The sequence below is a fragment of the Sphingobium wenxiniae genome, from assembly GCF_007830065.1.
GTDB lineage: Bacteria > Pseudomonadota > Alphaproteobacteria > Sphingomonadales > Sphingomonadaceae > Sphingobium > Sphingobium wenxiniae.
In genome coordinates this window covers 235,099-252,264 of record NZ_VLKK01000001.1, presented here as the reverse complement: position 1 = coordinate 252,264, position 17,166 = coordinate 235,099, and the positions used below count along the sequence as shown (strand labels likewise).

General features: G+C 63.3%; 16 protein-coding genes. 12 read left to right on the top strand and 4 right to left on the bottom strand.

The genetic code is table 11. From position 1 onward, the window contains the following. Window positions 1-4: 4 nt before the first annotated feature. The 4 genes from IQ35_RS01130 (at window position 5) to IQ35_RS01115 (ending at window position 3,717) form a co-directional block, all read left to right on the top strand. Window positions 5-877 (top strand): alpha/beta fold hydrolase, encoded by an 873-nt coding sequence (locus tag IQ35_RS01130; protein ID WP_145071681.1) that lies wholly within the window; start codon window positions 5-7, stop codon window positions 875-877. Further along, on the top strand, window positions 870-2,012 hold the full coding sequence (locus IQ35_RS01125; protein ID WP_145071679.1) for a glycosyltransferase: 1,143 nt from the start codon (window positions 870-872) through the stop codon (window positions 2,010-2,012). Before IQ35_RS01130 ends, IQ35_RS01125 begins: the two co-directional genes overlap by 8 nt. Before the next feature lie 95 nt (window positions 2,013-2,107). Then, window positions 2,108-3,511 carry an NAD(P)H-dependent flavin oxidoreductase gene (locus IQ35_RS01120; RefSeq protein WP_145071866.1) on the top strand — a complete coding sequence of 468 codons (1,404 nt, stop codon included), beginning with the start codon at window positions 2,108-2,110 and terminating at the stop codon, window positions 3,509-3,511. After that, window positions 3,511-3,717: a DUF2093 domain-containing protein gene (locus IQ35_RS01115; RefSeq protein ID WP_021246428.1), complete on the top strand. Its 207-nt coding sequence runs from the start codon at window positions 3,511-3,513 to the stop codon at window positions 3,715-3,717. The genes IQ35_RS01120 and IQ35_RS01115 overlap by 1 nt, the downstream gene beginning before the upstream one ends. 328 nt (window positions 3,718-4,045) lie before the next feature. On the opposite strand, the gene purU is transcribed toward IQ35_RS01115, so the two are convergent. The 3 genes from purU to IQ35_RS01100 all read right to left on the bottom strand — a co-directional run bounded on the left by purU (window position 4,046) and on the right by IQ35_RS01100 (window position 7,145). Continuing rightward, entirely contained in the window at window positions 4,046-4,888 is an 843-nt protein-coding gene (purU, locus tag IQ35_RS01110) for a formyltetrahydrofolate deformylase (RefSeq protein WP_021246430.1), read from the bottom strand. A gap of 132 nt (window positions 4,889-5,020) precedes the next feature. Next, complete coding sequence (locus IQ35_RS01105) at window positions 5,021-6,034, bottom strand: 2-oxoadipate dioxygenase/decarboxylase family protein (RefSeq protein ID WP_021246431.1); 1,014 nt, start codon at window positions 6,032-6,034, stop codon at window positions 5,021-5,023. Between the two features lie 121 nt (window positions 6,035-6,155). Continuing rightward, on the bottom strand, window positions 6,156-7,145 hold the full coding sequence (locus IQ35_RS01100) for an SPOR domain-containing protein (RefSeq protein ID WP_145071677.1): 990 nt from the start codon (window positions 7,143-7,145) through the stop codon (window positions 6,156-6,158). Window positions 7,146-7,333: 188 nt separating this feature from the next. On the opposite strand from IQ35_RS01100, the gene IQ35_RS01095 reads away from it, so the two are divergent. Genes IQ35_RS01095 through IQ35_RS01085 form a run of 3 tightly spaced genes read left to right on the top strand, consistent with a single transcriptional unit; the run spans window position 7,334 to window position 9,918 of the window. Continuing rightward, window positions 7,334-8,056 (top strand): ParA family protein, encoded by a 723-nt coding sequence (locus tag IQ35_RS01095; RefSeq protein WP_021246433.1) that lies wholly within the window; start codon window positions 7,334-7,336, stop codon window positions 8,054-8,056. Between the two features lie 12 nt (window positions 8,057-8,068). Beyond that, window positions 8,069-8,587, top strand: coding sequence for a hypothetical protein (locus tag IQ35_RS01090; protein WP_145071674.1), 519 nt, complete (start codon window positions 8,069-8,071; stop codon window positions 8,585-8,587). Between the two features lie 14 nt (window positions 8,588-8,601). After that, entirely contained in the window at window positions 8,602-9,918 is a 1,317-nt protein-coding gene (locus IQ35_RS01085; protein ID WP_145071672.1) for an SPOR domain-containing protein, read from the top strand. A gap of 63 nt (window positions 9,919-9,981) precedes the next feature. Here the strand turns inward: IQ35_RS01085 and IQ35_RS01080 are convergent, their stop codons facing one another. Continuing rightward, complete coding sequence (locus IQ35_RS01080; protein ID WP_145071670.1) at window positions 9,982-10,635, bottom strand: prolyl hydroxylase family protein; 654 nt, start codon at window positions 10,633-10,635, stop codon at window positions 9,982-9,984. A gap of 174 nt (window positions 10,636-10,809) precedes the next feature. Between IQ35_RS01080 and IQ35_RS01075 the strand changes: the two genes are divergently transcribed. The 5 genes from IQ35_RS01075 (at window position 10,810) to gspG (ending at window position 17,165) form a co-directional block, all read left to right on the top strand. Then, a complete protein-coding gene (locus IQ35_RS01075) occupies window positions 10,810-11,640 on the top strand; it encodes a type II secretion system protein N (RefSeq protein ID WP_145071668.1) in 831 nt (276 codons plus the stop codon). Further along, window positions 11,637-13,826 carry a type II secretion system secretin GspD gene (gene gspD, locus IQ35_RS01070; protein WP_021246438.1) on the top strand — a complete coding sequence of 730 codons (2,190 nt, stop codon included), beginning with the start codon at window positions 11,637-11,639 and terminating at the stop codon, window positions 13,824-13,826. The genes IQ35_RS01075 and gspD overlap by 4 nt, the downstream gene beginning before the upstream one ends. Next, window positions 13,823-15,364, top strand: a complete 1,542-nt coding sequence (gene gspE / locus IQ35_RS01065; protein ID WP_021246439.1) for a type II secretion system ATPase GspE — start codon at window positions 13,823-13,825, stop codon at window positions 15,362-15,364. The genes gspD and gspE overlap by 4 nt, the downstream gene beginning before the upstream one ends. Further along, window positions 15,357-16,574 carry a type II secretion system inner membrane protein GspF gene (gspF, locus tag IQ35_RS01060; protein ID WP_145071666.1) on the top strand — a complete coding sequence of 406 codons (1,218 nt, stop codon included), beginning with the start codon at window positions 15,357-15,359 and terminating at the stop codon, window positions 16,572-16,574. The genes gspE and gspF overlap by 8 nt, the downstream gene beginning before the upstream one ends. Window positions 16,575-16,730: 156 nt before the next feature. Beyond that, a complete protein-coding gene (gene gspG, locus IQ35_RS01055) occupies window positions 16,731-17,165 on the top strand; it encodes a type II secretion system major pseudopilin GspG (RefSeq protein ID WP_145071865.1) in 435 nt (144 codons plus the stop codon). Window position 17,166: the final 1 nt, after the last annotated feature.

The window sequence follows — 17,166 nt, the reverse complement described above, 5'->3', positions numbered from 1 at the left end:
AAGGTTGAGCGGCTATACCGACGGATTTTGGTGGTCCCCCGACGGCCTGCGGCTCCATTATCGCGACTATGCCGGGGGCGGGGAAGGGCGTCCGCCCTTGCTCTGCCTGCCGGGCCTCACCCGCAACGCCCGCGATTTCGAGCCTTTGGCGGAGCGCCTCGCGGGCGACTGGCGGCTGATCTGCCCCGACATGCGCGGACGGGCCGAAAGCGCCTATGCGAAAGACCCGATGACCTATGTGCCGCTCATCTATTTGCAGGACATAGGGCGGCTGCTCGCGGACCTTGCCGTCAACCGGTTCGTCGCCATCGGCACGTCGCTGGGCGGGATCATCGCCATGCTGGTCGCCGCGACTCATCGCGAATGGCTGGCCGGGGCGCTGCTCAACGATGTGGGGCCGACGCTGGAGACCGCCGGGCTTGCCCGCATCCGCACCTATGTCGGCGTGGGGCAATCGCATCCAAGCTGGGTCCATGCCGCCCGCGCGCTGGAGGAAAGCAATCGCGACATTTATCCGGCCTACGACCTGCAGCAATGGATCGCCATGGCCAAGCGGCTCTATCGCCTGAATTCGGCGGGCCGCGTGGTGCTGGACTATGACATGCGCGTGGCCGAGCCTTTGCGCCTGACCGGCGGAGAGGAAGCCGCTCCCGATATGTGGCCCGTCATGGCCGCCTTTCGCGGCATCCCGACACAGATATTGCGGGGAGAGCGTTCCGATCTCCTCAGCGACGCCGCCGCGCGCCGCATGATCGCGGAAATAGGGGAGGGCGCGGAACTGACCGTCGTGCCCAATGTCGGCCACGCCCCCGCGCTGGACGAGCCCGAATCGGTGGCGGCGATAGACCGCCTGCTCAGCCGCGTCCTCCATGGCTGACACGTCATCGCGGCCGCCCCGGCTGCTCCACGTGCACGGCAGCTTCTCGCTGGGCGGCAAGGAAGCGCGCGCTGTCCGGCTTATGAATCTCTGGGGCGAGCGCGCCCATCACGCGATCGTCAGCGCGGCTCCCGACGCCATGGACGCCCGCGACGCCATAGATCCGGCGATCAAGGTCGACTTCCCGCCTCCCCCTCCGCTCACGGGCCGTCCCGGTTTGCGCCGCTTCCGCGCAATTGCCCGATTCCTCGAGGGCTTCGATCTGATCCTGACCTATAATTGGGGGGCGATGGACGCGGTGATGGCCCATCGCCTGTATGGCCGCGCCATGGGCCTGCCGCCGCTGGTTCATCATGAGGATGGTTTCAATGCCGATGAAGCCAGCGGATTGAAGATCCAGCGCAACCTCTATCGCCGCGTCGCCCTCCGGCGTGCAAACGCGCTCGTCGTGCCTTCGATACGGCTTGAAACCGTCGCCCGCCACATCTGGCGGCAACCGGCGGGCAAGGTCCACCTCATCCGCAACGGGATCGACATCGCCCGTTACGCCGACACACCGGCACCCGATGCCATCCCCGCGCTGCGTCGTTCACCGGGTAAGCTGCTGGTCGGCACGTTGGCGGGCCTGCGTCCGATCAAGAACATCCCGCGCCTTGTCCGCGCCGTCGCGTCCCATCGCGACCGTTTGCAACTCGTCGTTGTCGGCGAAGGCCCTGAGCGCGACGCCATCCTTGCCGAAGCGGCCGTCCATGGCCTCGACGACATCTGCCTTGCCGGGTTCATGACCGACCCATGGCGCTTCGTCGGCCTGTTCGATATCTTCGCATTGTCCTCCGACAGCGAGCAGTTCCCGATCTCGCTGGTGGAAGCGATGGCGGCGGGCGTTCCGGTCGCCGCGATGAACGTGGGCGATGTCGCGAACATGGTCGCGCCCGGAAATCGTCGCTTCGTCGTGCCCGATGAACGGCAGCTCGCAGCCGCCCTGGGCGCGCTCGCGGCCGATGCCGGATTGCGTGTCCGGCTGGGCAAGGCGAACCGCGAACGCGCAGCCCGCGATTTCGACGAGGCGCGAATGGTCGGCGCCTATGCCACGCTTTACGGGAAGGCGCTGGCCCAGCCGGACATTTTGCGCTAGGGGCCGCGCGAAAATTCGTTATTTGGCCGATAATCTGCTATGGGTCGGCCTTTACGTGGCTGGGGGAGCCACCGGCTTTTATTCGGGAGATGTCTTTGTTCAAGGGTTTGAAACCCATCGTCTATGGTGGTCGCGAAGTCTGGCCGCTGGTGGAAGGCGGAAAAGGCGTGGCGGTTTCCAACCACGCCAGTTCCGGCGCATGGGCCGCGGCGGGGGGAATCGGCACCGTGTCCGCGGTGAACGCCGACAGCTACGATCCGCTGGGCAATGTCATCCCGCAAATCTATCATGGCCGCACGCGCCGCGACCGGCATGAGGAACTGATCGCCTACGCCATCGACGGCGCGGTCGAGCAGGTGAAGCGCGCCTTCGAGATCGCGGGCGGCAAGGGCGCGATCAACATCAACGTCCTGTGGGAAATGGGCGGCGCCCAGCGCGTGCTGCACGGCGTGCTTGAAAAGACGAAGGGCATGGTCGCGGGAGTCACCTGCGGCGCGGGGATGCCATATAAGCTGAGCGAGATCGCGGCGTCCTATGGCGTCAACTATCTGCCGATCGTCAGTTCCGCCCGCGCCTTCCGCGCCCTGTGGAAGCGCGCTTATTCCAAGGCGTCCGAATGGCTGGCCGCGGTGGTCTATGAAGATCCGTGGCTGGCGGGCGGTCATAACGGCCTGTCCAACGCCGAAGACCCGCGCGAACCGCAAGATCCCTATCCCCGCGTGAAGGCGCTGCGCGAAACCATGCGTGAAGGCGGCATTTCCGACGATGTTCCCATCGTAATGGCGGGCGGCGTCTGGTATCTGCGCGACTGGAACGACTGGATCGACAATCCGGAGCTGGGCGCCATCGCCTTCCAGTTCGGCACCCGTCCGCTCCTGACGCAGGAAAGCCCCATTCCGCAGCCGTGGAAGGAAAGGCTGATGCAGTTGGAGTCCGGCGACGTGCTGCTGCATCGTTTTTCGCCCACGGGCTTCTATAGTTCCGCTATCCGCAATCCCTTCCTCCGCAATCTGGAAGCGCGGTCGGAACGGCAGATACCCTTCAGCACCGAACAGGCGGGCGATCACACGCATCAGCTTGACGCCGGCGTGAAGGGCAAGAATTTCTGGGTGACGCGTAACGACCTTCTGCGCGCGCGCGAATGGGTGGGGCAAGGCTTTTCGTCCGCCCTCAAGACGCCGGACAATACGCTGGTGTTCGTGACGGAGGAAGAGCGCGGCGTCATCCGCAAGGATCAGACGGACTGCATGGGTTGCCTCAGCCAGTGTGCTTTTTCCAGCTGGATGGACAGCGAAACCAATTCGACCGGACGCCTTGCCGATCCGCGCAGCTTCTGCATACAAAAGTCGTTGCAGGAAGCCGTGCATGGCGGGTCGTTGGACAAAAATTTGCTGTTCGCCGGTCATGGCGCCTATAATTTCCGGAAAGATCCCTTCTATTCCAACGGCTTTGTTCCGACGGTGAAGCAGTTGGTGGACCGGATTCTCACGGGCGACTGATGGCGGATATTCAAGGGCTTGCGGTACTGCGTTATGACACGCCGCATTTCGATGTGGTGCGTCCGGGACAGTTCGTTTTATGCGCGGTTTCCGGCGCGCGCATCGATCTTGACGATTTGAAATATTGGAGCGCCGAGTTCCAGGAAGCCTATCGGGGGCCGGAGGAAGCCACGCAATCCTTTCTCCGGCATCGCGGCCTCCGCTGACGCTGTGTTCGAGCGGGCGGGGCGCGGCTTCATAGCGCACGACCGCGTCCCGTCGGCCATTTCCTCCGCTTCATCCGATCTTTGCTGTTCCCCCATGAGGAAAACTGCTGTATCCTACGGTTAAGGCGTCGGAAACAAGAACGCCTGGCGGAAGGATGTCGAAATGTCGCGAATGGATGTTTTTGGTGATCGTGTGTGCGTGGTCACAAGCCTGCTTATTATGGGTTGGTTCCTCTACTCGTCGATCTTCTGATCTGCTTCCCGTTTCCCGCCGGATTTTCCTGTTGGGAAGAACTGGCCTTATCCGCTTGAAAACGGCTCGCTTTCTTCAGCGGAATATGACGGTTTTGCAGCCGTTGAGCAGCACCCGGCGATCGGCGATCCAGCGGACGGCCCTAGCCAGGACCTGCGTTTCTATATCGCGTCCTATGCGCACCATGTCTTCTGCCGTCGCGCGGTGATCGATACGTTCGACCGCCTGTTCGATGATCGGTCCCTCATCCAGATCCGCCGTCACGAAATGCGCGGTCGCGCCGATCAGTTTGACGCCCCGCTCATGCGCGCGATGATAAGGGCGCGCGCCCTTGAAGCCCGGCAGGAAGCTGTGGTGGATGTTGATGCAGCGTCCGATCAGCTTTCCGGCTAGTTCTTCCGACAGCACCTGCATATAGCGCGCCAGAACCAGATAGTCGGAACGGGTTCGATCGAAAATATCGAGCAGAGCGGCTTCCTGAGCGGCCTTGTCGCCATTGGGAGGCAATTCGTGATAAGGAATGCCATGCCATTCCGTGATGCGGCGCATGTCGGGATGGTTGGAAACGACGCCCATGATATCGACCGCCAATGTACCCGTTTGCCAGCGGTGCAAAAGGTCCGCCAGACAATGAGATCCCTTGGATACGGCGATCAGGATACGCGGGCGTTCACCAATATCGGTAAGGCGCCAATCCATGGCGAACCGATCGCCTGTCGGCGTGAATTCCGTCCGCAGCCATTCCGTGCCGCCATCCATGCGGCTGTCGGTCGCTTCAAAGGCGACGCGCATGAAGAAGCGTCCCGATTCCCGATCGGCATATTGCTGACTGTCCGTGATGAAGCCGCCGCGATCCGCCAGAAACCGGCTTACCGCCGCGACGATTCCGACGCGATCTTCGCAGACGAGCGTCAACACCCAGGATGAAGCAACAGGACTGTTCAACTACGCCTCCCGACAATTGATGGCGACGCGTTGCCCTAAGCCCTTTCGCTTGGCAATCATCGATCCCATTTCCGCATCATTTCCCGGATCGAAAAATACTGGTCATCAGACGGCGCTCGTCATGGCGAAGATGCCGGTAGCATTGCCAGTATCGAAAGCAAGATCGAGCATCCCGGTGGCCGGATCGACATCCCGGCTGATGAATTCATAAAAGGAGCCGGGCACGATGCGGGATATGCCGTCGGCGAAGGGTCTTTCGACGCCGTCCGCGCGAAAAGCTGTCTGGCGCACCCGGCCGCTGGCGGAGATTTCAAGTTTTTCCTTCATGGGGCGACCTTCCGATTTCAGCCGATCGGCCAGTGCCGCCACGTCCGGCACGCGATCCGTGGCATGGTTGAAGGCATTGCCTTCCGTCGCGATCCATGCGGCTTCGTTCGAACGGGATCGCAGCAACGCATAATCTTCAAAGGCGGCGGGTTCATGCTGCCGGTCGAAGGCGGCGGCGATGACCGGTAGGACCTGCGCCGCTCTTTCCAGATCCACCGGGCGGCCCGCTGCATAATCGTCCAGCAGGATTCTGGCGCCGCTGTCCAGCGGATCGTGGGAAGTGCCGAAAACACGCTGCGCCGCCTCGGCGAATTCCGCGTCGAAACGATCGACATGCAGTTCCGACAGGAAGAATTGAGGAATGGTCTCCGGCGCGTCGATGTGGCGATAGGCGCGGCCCGTCATCTTCAGCCTGTCAAGGGGATAGATGGCGGCCATCTCATAGCCAAGCGGGAGGAAAATCCGCTTAAAGGCGGTTTCTCCGGCGGGCAGATCGCCGGTCGGCCCTTGCCCGAAACATATGGTGCGCAGCGCTCCGTGGTCGAATGTGACGCGGCGGCCCTGCGCCAGCGTATCGCGAACATAAGCCGCGCCGCTCGGAACCCGTTCAAGCAGATCATGGAAAAGCACGACATTCATCGCCATGGCGAAGGCTGAGCGAGAGACGTTGCGGCCCCGCTCATGCATGAGGGCGTCGTCGATGGCCAAGGCATCCAATGCCCTTTTTCCGCCCTCTTCTCCCAGGGTGGCGATCACCAGCGCATATATCGTTCCGTCATTCCCCGAAATCATGCAACGCTCCTTGGAAATCGCCACAGTATCTCAGATTATGAGGCGTGGCTCAAATCGAGAGCGTTTATCTCTTCAGGCGTAGCGGGAATGATCCCCGACACGGCCATCCCCATTCCTTGCATTAATTTTTCTTCGGCAGGCAGTCCGCGCCGGCCGATCTTATCTGCGCGCAAAGCCGCATGGCGTCCGCCGAACTGCCCAAGGGGCCAGCTTGCAGGCGGGTGATGCCGTCAGCCTTCACGAAATAGGATTGATAGGAGGAAAGACCGCGAACCTTGCCGGTGAGCTGCGTCCACATCGCGCGCGCGCGGGTGTCTGCGCTGAAAGCGCCAAGTTGGACACGCCAGGCGCCGACGGGAACGCGGGCGGGGGCGGCGGTCGGAGTCGGGGCCGGCTGCGGAGGGGGCGAAGTTTTGACCTTGGGTGCTTCCGCACGCTCGGGCGTATGCGTTGGAGGAATCCGGGCGGTGCGGATCGGGGAGGACGCCGGGCGCCCGGCCGGTCCGGCGCTTTCCGTCCGCGCCGGGGCTGACGCCAACTGGACGCCCTTGTCACGCTCCATTTGCGCCGCGAGGGTTTTTGCCTGTTCGCGCTGGTCGCTGGAGATATATTTGTTCATCTGCTGCAAACTGGTGTTTGCCTGCGATAATCCCGCGGCGGAGGCGCGGGTCATCAGGGCATAGGCACGCACCCAGTCCTTTTCCACGAGATCGCCGTTAAACAGCGCCGTCCCGAAGATATATTGCGCGCGCGAATCGCCTCTGGCGGCCGCGCGTTCCAGATAAGGCATGGCCGCGGCGCGGTCGCTCTGCTGGAACAGGCAGAGGCCGAGATTGTCTTCGGCGCGCATATGGCCCTGCGCCGCTGCTTTCCGATACCATTGGATGGCTGCGGTGAGGTCCGGCGACACGCCGCGCCCCAGCTTATAGGCTTGCCCCATATTGAACTGAGCATCGGGATCGCCTGCCTCCGCAAGCGGCCGCCATTCCGCGATTGCCTTTGCATAATCGCCCTGCTGCCAGGCATCCACGCCGAGTTTCACATCGGCAAGGAGGGGCTGGCTCAGGCTTAACGTCGCGATTGCGATAAGCGCTCCGTGGATAGTGTTCATGAAAAGGCTGCTCCCGGATCGACGGCATTCGCGTCCTTTTATCGCGTATATTGGTTAAAAGGCTATTAGCACCGTGGATCGGGCCCGATGCGTCATTCTCCATTTTGCGAGGGGATTATGGGTTAACCAAATTTTAGGTGCGGCCATGGCATTCCCGACCGGAACTGGATTTCCTTGGGGGGAAGCGCGTGCGCATCTTGGCACTGGCATCGCAGAAGGGCGGATCGGGAAAGACGACGCTTTCCGGGCATCTTGCCGTGCAGGCGCAGCGGGCGGGGCATGGTCCCGTCGTCCTGATCGACATCGACCCGCAGGGTTCACTCGCCGACTGGTGGAACGAGCGTGAGGCGGAATTGCCGGCCTTTGCCCAGACGACCGTGGCGCGTCTCGCCGCGGACCTTCAAATCCTGCGGCAGCAAGGTTTCAAGCTGGCGGTCCTGGATACGCCGCCGGCCATCACCATGGCTATCCAGAGCGTGATTTCGGTGGCGGAACTGATCGTGGTCCCGACGCGGCCCAGTCCCCACGATCTGCGGGCCGTCGGCGCTACGGTCGACCTGTGCGAACGGGCTGGCAAGCCTTTGCTTTTCGTCGTCAACGCCGCGACGCCCAAGGCGCGGATCACTTCGGAAGCAGCGATCGCCCTTTCCCAGCATGGCACCGTCGCGCCGGTCACGGTGCATCATCGCACGGATTTCGCCGCTTCGATGATCGACGGCCGCACCGTGATGGAAGTGGACGCGAAAAGCCGTTCCGCCGGCGAAATCGTCCAGTTGTGGAGCTATATTTCGGATCGCCTTGAAAAGAATTTCCGGCGCACCGTCTTTTCGGTTCCGCATGGCAGCGTCGGCACCACGGGAAGCGCGCGCCCGACAGGGGGCGGATTCGGCCGCCGGCTCGTGGGACAATAAGGGGGAAACGTCATGCCCGAAGCAAAGCCGATCGCCTCCCTGACCTCCGGTCTTCTCGCCCGCAAAGGCGCGGCGCAGCCCGCCATGCGCAGGCCGATGCTTGGCCTGGAGCTTTCCGGGTCGGCGGCGCTCGCGCAGGATGATCTGGGTTGGAACGACATGGGTGGCGATATGCCCGTGGCTCCCTTGCCGCGTCCGCTGGAGCCATCGCCGCTCGCCGGCCTCACGCCCATGGCGAATATCGTTCCCCAGGAAACGCCCGTTCCAGCGGTTATCGCGGAAAGAAACGAACTGGCTGAACGCGTGGCGGATGCGCTTCTGACGGGAAAGCGGAATGCGGGGGCCTCCCGCAAGGCAGCGTTCACGCTGCGGCTGGATGCCGAGCGGCATCTGCGCTTGCGGCTCGCCTGCGCAGTGGAGGGACGATCGGCGCAGCAGATCGTCACGGACGCTGTCGATAAATATCTGAGCGGCATACCGGAAATCGATCGGTTGGCGCAGCAGGTGCCGCCGATGCGCGGTGTCAAATAAGGGTGGGAATGATTATGAAGCGTTCTGCATTCGGCAAGGCGGCGGCGTCTTCCCTGATCGTGGCCGTTACGATGGTGGGCTGCACCGGAGCAGCATTCCGTCCTTCCATGGCAACGGTGAAACAGAAGGACGATGCCGGTAAGCAGGCTTTGGCGGCTGAAAAGGCGATAGCGCGGCGCGAGGCCGATCGCGCCATCCGCGCTGCCGAGGAAGCCGTCCGGCTGAAGCCTGACAATGCAGCCTATCGGCAATTGCTGGGGCTGGCCTATGTTGCGGGCGGGCGTTTCGCCTCCGCGGAAACGGCGCTTTCCGACGCGATGACGCTGGGAAATCGGGACAGCCGGACCGTCGTCAATCTGGTTCTTGTGCGGATCGCACTTGGCAGGAACGATGCCGCGCAGGCATTGCTCGCGGCCAATGCCGACAAGGTTCCGGCGGCTGACTACGGTTTGGCGATGGCGATGGCGGGTAACGCGCCGGAGGGGGTGCGTATTCTTTCCGAGGCCATTCACGATCCTTCGGCTACCGCACGCACCCGCCAGAATCTTGCATATGCCTATGCTCTGGCCGGGCGCTGGAAGGATGCGCGATTGGTCGTTGGAATGGATCTCGATCCCCAAGCCGCCAATCAGCGGATTACGCAATGGGCGGCCGTTGCGGCTCCTGAACTCGCGCCCCTGCGCGTGGCGTCCCTGATCGGCGTGAGCATGGCCGGCGACGATGCGGGACAGCCGGTAGCCCTGGCGCTCGCGCCGGAGGCGGCTCCTGTCGCCGATGCTCCTGTGCAAATGGCTTCCTATGAAATGGACGTTCCTCGGCATGTCGCGGAGGAACTGATCGAAACGGCTGATTCCGCGCCGATCGGTGCTGCGGATGCAATTCCCGTTCGCATCGCCGTTTCCTCCACGCCAGGAGTATCGCATCGTGATTCGATGCCGCGCAATATTCCGGCGCAAACGGCGTCGCGCAAGACAGCGTTTCCGGTCATGCAGAAGGTGGCATTGATCCGGCCCGTTGATAACGGAGCGAGCAACTGGGTGGTGCAACTGGGCGCCTATGACAGCGCGGCGGTCGCACGCGAAAAATGGATGAGCATGTCGCGTTCGAATGGGATGCTGGCAGCGTTTCCGGTGATGGCGAGCCAGGCAACGATCAACGGCACCGTCTTCCATCGCCTGGCGATCAAGGGATTTGCCAGCCGCGCCGATGCCGTGGCGCTGTGCCGCTCCATCCGCCTGGGCAAAGGCCAATGCTTCGTGCGTGAGGGCGCTCCCAACGCTGCTCCGCTCCGTTGGGCAGCCGCGAAAGGGCGTCAGTTCGCGTCCCGCTGAAACACTCGCCTTATGAAATGCAAAGCCCCGGAAGACTGATCTTCCGGGGCTTTCGACAACCGATCATGCCGAAACCCAAGGGCGTTCGCGATACCATTTCGTGATGACATGCTTCACGCCCGCTCGCACCTTCATGCCGTGGTGAAGGCTTGACGGGTTGTAGACACCCGGACCAAGCCGGTTGTTCCAGGCAAGCAGCTTGCCGATTTCGGGCTGAATCGTCTTTCCGATCCTAAGGAAACGGGTTGCCCCTCCCGCCGCGGGTTGGTTGAGGTAGACCATCAATGTCCAGGTGCGATTGCCCGCTATTCCGCAATATTTCTCGAAATCCGTGCCCTTGGGATCGAAATAGTCGGTATGTGCCTTGAACTCCTGTCCAACCGCATATCGTTGCCCCTGCATCGGCTCTCCATGGGCGGGATCGATCCCGGCAAAGTCCGCGAGCCGGGCGTCGACTGCCGCGACAAGCGGTTCGGCGGCGTCGATCTCGCAGGTTTCGCTGGTGCGAAAATAATGATCGCCATTGGCGTCGGCGATCGTTGACGGGCGACGCTTGGAATCGATCAATTCCACGAGTCCGCTACATTCTTCCGGCGTCAGGAAATTGCGGACGATGAACAGGGCCAGGTCGCGATTCGGCACGCGCTGGACGCCGGGATGGCGGGCGATCCACGAGGGATCTCCATCGCAAGACAAGGGGTTTTGACGGTCCGACATGACGAATCCGAACTGAGGGAAAAGCTCTCCTGATCGGTTCTAGCTATCGCTCGGCGCTATAAATGCAAGGCTGGCAGCTTCGCCGTTGCGCCTGTCATGAATTGGACATGTAACTGTCATCATTGCGTAATCGCCGTTGCATAGCAGACGGCGGTGGCGAAAGGGGGCAGTATCATGCATTGGCCGATCGGCGAAGCTGCGCGAAGACGGACGGGGCGGCTGCGTCCTGTCGACGGCGTGGCGATCATCGAAAAGATGGTCCTGGCGCTGCTCGCCATTCAGGCGGCGCGATTGGTCTGGGCGCTTGTCATGCCGATGGGAAGCTTCGGCCTGTGGCTCGGTCCGCAACCCCAATTTCCATCGTCCTCCGCGCGTCAGGTTCTTTTTGCGAATTTCGACCCGTTTTTCCCTGCTGCGGCGCAGCAGGAAAGCGCCGGTGTCGTGACGTCCCTTGCTCTTACCTTGTACGGCGTGCGGCTGAACGAAGGAACGGGTTTGGGATCGGCCATCATCGCCGGGCCGGACGGCGCGCAGAACAGTTTTGCGGTCGGTGATGAAATCGCTTCCGGCGTCGTGCTCAAGGCCGTCGCATTCGACCATGTGGTCCTGGATCGCGGCGGGGCGGAAGAGCAGCTGTTTATCGACCAGTCCCAATCCACGCCGCAAGCCCCGCAGGAAGAAGCGGCGGCTTCCCAGACGGACATGGGTCCGGTGCGGGGACGAGGCAATCCCACGGCAGAAAGCATCAAACAGGATGTTGGTATCACGCCCAGGATGGAGAATGGGCGCATCACCGGCCTGATCCTGACCGCCAAAGGGCCGGGCTTTGAAAATGCGGGCTTCCAGGCCGGCGACATTATCACGCAGGTCGACGGGCAATCCATCGCCTCTGCAAGCGACCTGCCATCGCTGCGGGCCAAGATCGCGCCCGGCGCGCGCATTTCCCTTACCGTTGAACGCGGCGCCTCCACCGCGGCCGTCAACCTCATGCTGCAAGGCCAATGACAAGACATTTCCTTTTATCCGCCGCCGTCGCGCTCGTTCTGGCCGTTCCCATCGGTGCGCCCGTTCATGCACAGCAGACGCTGAACGTCCGTGACGCCGACATCCGGGCCTTCATTCAGGACGCGGCCCGCGTGACGGGGCGCACGTTCATCATCGACAATCGAGTCCAGGGGAAGGTGTCGGTCGTCACCGACCGGCCGCTGTCACGTTCGGAATATTTCGAGATATTCCTGTCCACCCTGCGCGCGAACGGCCTGGTCGCCGTGCCAGCGCCGGGCGGTGCCTATCGCATCCAGCCCGCCGATGGCGCGGCGGGGCAGCCAGGCGCGGTCGGACGGGCGGCCAATCGCAACCAGTTCGTGACGGAAGTCTTCCGCCTGCGTTCCATCGACGCGGCCAGCGCTCTGGAAACGCTCAGGCCGCTGGTCAGCAGGGACGGCTCAGTCACGGCCAATCGCGGAGGGAACAGCGTGGTCGTGGCGGATTATGCCGATAATATCGCGCGCATCCGGCAGGTGATTGCGCGGATAGATCGCGACACGGCGGCGACGCAGACGGTGATGTTGAAAAACGCCGGGGCGCGGGAAATCGCCACCTCGCTTCAGGCATTGATGGCGGGAGGCGGCGGTGAAGGCGGGACTCCGTCCGCCGCGACTGTGGTTCCGATCGACAGCAGCAATTCGGTGGCCATACGGGGGGATGCGGGAACCGTCGCCCGGCTCGTGCAGATGGCGCGCGATCTGGACCGGCAGGCGGCGAGCGGCACGGAAATCCGCGTCTATTGGCTGGAACATGCCGATGCGGAAAAGCTCTTGCCGGTGCTTCAGCAGCTTGTCGGCCAATCGACGAATGAGCCAGTCACCGCATCCGCGCCTGCGGCAAATGGGGCGTCGCCAGCGGGGGCCGCGCCGTCGGCTCCGGCAATATCTTCCGCGAGCACCGGCAACACAGGCATTTCGACGCGCGGCCCCTCGATCGTCACCCGCTATGAAGGGGCTAACGCCATCATCGTCGCGGCGAACAGCGACGTCCAGCGCATGTTGGGCGAAACCATCCGCCAGATCGACACCCGCCGCGAACAGGTGCTGGTGGAAGCCATCATCGTCGAGATCAGCGACGCGGCGGCGAAGAAGCTGGGCGTGCAGTTCCTGATCGGCAGCACGAAGACGGGCTTTGCCGCGACCAACTATTCCAACGCTTCGCCCAATATCCTGACATTGGCGGGGGCGGTGGGCGCTGACAGGCTGGGCGAGACGACCACCACCGTCGTGGCGCCGGACGGAACGCGCACCACGACCACGACACGCGAAAATGGCGATCTGTCCAATACGCTCCAGCAGGCGGCCGTGGACAGCCTGATGAACGCGACCGGCGGTTTCGGCGGGATTGCGACGCAACTCGGCAATCACGGCATCTTCGGCGCGATCATCAACGCCGTGAAGTCGGATACGGACAGCAACATCCTGTCCACGCCATCTGTCATGACGATGGACAATCAGAAGGCGTCGATCCTCGTCGGCCAGCAGGTGCCCGTGACCACAGGCGAGGCGTTGAGCCAGAATTTCGACAACCAGTTCCGCACCGTCCAGCGGCAGGATGTCGGCATCAAGCTGGAAGTGAAGCCCCAGATCAACGCGGGCGGCGCGATCAAGCTGTTCCTGAAACAGGAGGTGTCGAGCGTCGCCGGACCGGTCAGCAACAACAGCAGCGACCTCATCATCAACAAGCGCGAGATTGAAACCACCGTCACCGTGGACGATGGCGAGATATTGGCGCTGGGCGGCCTGCTGGACGACAATGAGCGCAAGACCATTGAACGGATTCCGCTGCTGTCCGACATTCCGGGGCTGGGCGAGTTGTTCAAGTCCCGCAGCCGCAGCCGGACCAAGACCAACCTCATGGTCTTCATCCGCCCGACCATATTGCGGAGCAAGGAAGACGCCCAGCGCCTGACGCAGCAACGCTATGGCTATGTCCGGGACATGCAGATGCGGCGTAATCCGGATGCGGAACCAGGCATCGACGAACTGGTGCGCGATTATATGGGCGCGCTGCCTCCGGGCGCGGCGGCAGGGCCGGGCGATGCGGTCGTCCCGCCGCCGCCGCAAGTGATCGAGCCTATGACCCGTCAGTCGAGCGGTGTCGTGCGCCCGGTAGAGATTCCGGCAAGCGAAGCACGGCCATGAGCGATCAGGGCGATCCCGATCCGATCCCGCCTTATGTCGCGGCGCGGGCGCTGGACATACCCTATCTATTTGCCCGGCGGCATGGCGTGGTGCTGTTGCCGGAGGAAGACGGTCGGCTGGCGGTCGCGATGCGGGAAGGGAGCGATCCCCGAACGCTCCTTGAAGTGAGGCGGCATCTGGCGCGCAGTTTCGATGTGCGATTTGTCGACGCGGCGCAGTTCGACCGGCATCTGTCCGATCATTATGCGATGGAGGGCAGCGCGGCGGCGATGGCCGGTTCCATCGACATGGGCGCGGACGAGCTGGACATGCTGGCGGCGGATATTCCGACGGCGGACGATCTGCTCGACAGCGCGGACGATGCGCCCGCCATCCGCCTTATCAACGGCATCATTGCCGAAGCGGCGCGGCAGGGCGTGTCGGACATTCATATCGAGCCATATGAAACGGGCCTCGTCGTGCGGATGCGGGTGGATGGCGTGCTGCGCGAGACGCTGCGGATGCCGCCGCATGTCGCGCCGGTGGTGGTGAGCCGTATCAAGGTAATGGCGCGGCTCGACATTGCGGAGCGGCGTGTGCCGCAGGATGGGCGTATCGGATTGACGCTGGGCGGCAAGTTGCTGGACGTGCGTGTTTCGACGCTGCCGAGCCGGGCGGGCGAACGGGTGGTTTTGCGCATATTGGACAAGGAAAATGCCGGGATTTCGCTGGAACTGCTGGGCATGACCGGCACGGCGGACCGGATATTCCATGATGGGTTGAAAGAGCCGAATGGGATTATTCTCGTCACAGGCCCCACGGGGTCGGGCAAGACGACCACGCTTTATGCGGGATTGCGGCATTTGAACGATGGGACGCGCAATATCCTGACGGTCGAAGATCCGGTCGAATATGCCGTCGAAGGCGTGGGGCAGACGCAGGTGAACGCCAAGGTTGGGCTTACTTTTGCCGCAGGTTTGCGCGCCATCCTGCGTCAGGATCCCGATGTCGTGATGGTCGGCGAAATCCGCGACCGGGAGACGGCGGAGATCGCGGTGCAGGCTTCGCTGACGGGGCACCTCGTCCTGTCGACCGTCCACACTAATGACGCGGTGGGGGCGATTACCCGGATGCGGGACATGCGGGTCGAGCCGTTCCTGCTGGCCTCCACCCTGCGCGCGGTCATCGCGCAGCGGCTGGTGCGGCGGCTGTGCCAGCATTGCCGCGAACCGGTGCAGGCGGACAAGTCGGCCAGCGCCCTGCTTGGTTTCGATCCCGGAACGATCATCTATCGCGCCAAGGGGTGCGAGGAGTGCAGCGGCACAGGCTATAAGGGCCGGATCGGCGTGTTCGAGGCGATCCGCATCGACGACACCATCCGCCGCCTCATCAACGACGGAGGCGATGAATCGCTGATCGCGCGCCATGCTTTCCTCAATGCGCCCAATCTGGGGTCGGCGGCGCGGGCGCTGGTGCGCGACGGGCAGACAACGGCGGAGGAAGCCATCCGCGTGTCGCGGCGCGACGCGATCGAGGCGGAAACCATCTCCGATGGCTGAGTTCGACTATGTCGCGATCGATCCGGCGGGGAAGGAACGCAAAGGCAGCGTCAAGGCCGAAACGGTCGAGGATGCGCGGGCGCGGCTCGACGCGCGCAAGCTGTTCATCGTGCGGATCGAGCCGGGCACGGTCGAAGCGGCGCGCAAACGGGCGGGGCTGGCGTTGCGGACGCCGCGCCTGACCGCGAAGGAACTGACGCTGTTCACGCGGCAATTGTCGACGCTGGTGCAGGTCAGCCCGCTGGAAGAGGCGCTTCGCACCATCGGGCGGCAGAGCGAGCAGGATCATGTCCGCGCCATCGTGGGAAAGGTCCATGCGGGCGTGCTGGAAGGGCGGCGGCTGGCCGATGCGCTGGCCGCGGAACCGAAAAGCTTTCCGCCGCTCTATCGGGCGATGATTTCGGCGGGCGAAAGCTCCGGCAGCCTGCCCACGATCATGGAACGGCTGTCCGACCTGATGGAGCGGCAGGCGGTGATCCGGTCCAAGGTGCTGACCGCCATCGCCTATCCCAGCGTGCTCGCGATTTTCGCTGTGTGCGTGGTGGCGGCGCTGATGATCTTCGTCGTGCCCAAAGTGGTGGAGCAGTTCGATACGGTGGGGCAGGCATTGCCGCTGCTGACGCGGATGGTGATGGGCGTTTCAGCCTTTCTGGCGGGCTATTGGTGGCTGCTGCTGATCCTGATGGGTCTGGGCGGTTTTGCCTTCTGGCGGGCGCTCAGGCATGAGGGGGTCCGCTATCGCTTCGACGCGACGCTGTTGCGCCTGCCGCTGCTGGGGCGGCTGATCCGCGACCTGCATGCGGCGCGGATGGCGCGAACGCTCTCCACCATGGTCGCGAGCCGGTTGCCGCTGATGGAGGGGCTGTCGCTGACCACGCAGACGGTGCATAATCGGGTGCTGCGGCAGGCTTCGGAACAGATTGTCGAGGCCATTCGCGGCGGCGGGAGCCTGTCGGCGGCATTGCGGCGGGCGGGCGTGTTTCCGCCGCTGCTGGTCTATCTCGCGGCGAGCGGGGAGAGCGCGGGGCGGCTGGACACGATGCTGGAACGGGCGGCGGACTATCTGGAGCGGGAGTTCGACAGCTTCACGTCCGCTGCGCTGGCCATGCTGGAGCCGATCATCATCATCGCGATGGGCGGCATCGTCGCCGTCATCATCCTGTCTATCCTGCTGCCCATCTTGCAGTTGCAGAGCCTGACCGGGGCCTGAGGAGTGAATATGTTGACCAGGATTTTAACCTCCGTTCGTGCCACGCCTGTCGGAGCACGCATGAAAATATCCCGCTGGCGCGCGCCCTTCGACAGGCTCGGGGCGAACGGGGGAGGGCATAACCCGTCAGGCAGACGTTCCGCCGAACATGGCTTCATGTTCATGAGGCGTTCCGCCGAACACGGCTTCACGCTGGTCGAACTGATGGTCGTGATCGTCATCATCGGCCTGCTGGCGACGATCGTGGCGATCAACGTCATTCCGGCGACCGACACGGCGCGGATCGAAAAGGCGAAGGCGGATATTTCCACCATCGAGCAGGCGCTGGAGCAATATCGGCTCGACAACCTGACCTATCCGGCGGGAACGGACGGGTTGCAGGCGCTGCTGACTCCGCCCGCTTCGCTGACGCAGCCGCAGCGTTACCGGCGCGGGGGTTATATCAAGAAGCTGCCCAACGATCCGTGGGGGCGGCCTTATAGCTATACAGTGCCGGGCAGGAAGGGCGCGTTCGATATCGTGTCGCTGGGTGCGGATGGTCAGCCAGGCGGCGAGAATGAGAATGCCGATCTTTATTCCAGCGCGCTTTGAT

Coding starts and splice junctions, on each gene's coding strand:
- gspF (WP_145071666.1), top strand. CDS start 15,357: ATGGCTGAGTTCGACTATGTCGCGATCGATCCGGCGGGGAAGGAACGC.
- gspG (WP_145071865.1), top strand. CDS start 16,731: ATGTTCATGAGGCGTTCCGCCGAACACGGCTTCACGCTGGTCGAACTG.
- IQ35_RS01085 (WP_145071672.1), top strand. CDS start 8,602: ATGAAGCGTTCTGCATTCGGCAAGGCGGCGGCGTCTTCCCTGATCGTG.
- gspE (WP_021246439.1), top strand. CDS start 13,823: ATGAGCGATCAGGGCGATCCCGATCCGATCCCGCCTTATGTCGCGGCG.
- IQ35_RS01115 (WP_021246428.1), top strand. CDS start 3,511: ATGGCGGATATTCAAGGGCTTGCGGTACTGCGTTATGACACGCCGCAT.
- IQ35_RS01090 (WP_145071674.1), top strand. CDS start 8,069: ATGCCCGAAGCAAAGCCGATCGCCTCCCTGACCTCCGGTCTTCTCGCC.
- IQ35_RS01075 (WP_145071668.1), top strand. CDS start 10,810: ATGCATTGGCCGATCGGCGAAGCTGCGCGAAGACGGACGGGGCGGCTG.
- gspD (WP_021246438.1), top strand. CDS start 11,637: ATGACAAGACATTTCCTTTTATCCGCCGCCGTCGCGCTCGTTCTGGCC.
- IQ35_RS01080 (WP_145071670.1), bottom strand. CDS start 10,635: ATGTCGGACCGTCAAAACCCCTTGTCTTGCGATGGAGATCCCTCGTGG.
- IQ35_RS01125 (WP_145071679.1), top strand. CDS start 870: ATGGCTGACACGTCATCGCGGCCGCCCCGGCTGCTCCACGTGCACGGC.
- IQ35_RS01100 (WP_145071677.1), bottom strand. CDS start 7,145: ATGAACACTATCCACGGAGCGCTTATCGCAATCGCGACGTTAAGCCTG.
- IQ35_RS01105 (WP_021246431.1), bottom strand. CDS start 6,034: ATGATTTCGGGGAATGACGGAACGATATATGCGCTGGTGATCGCCACC.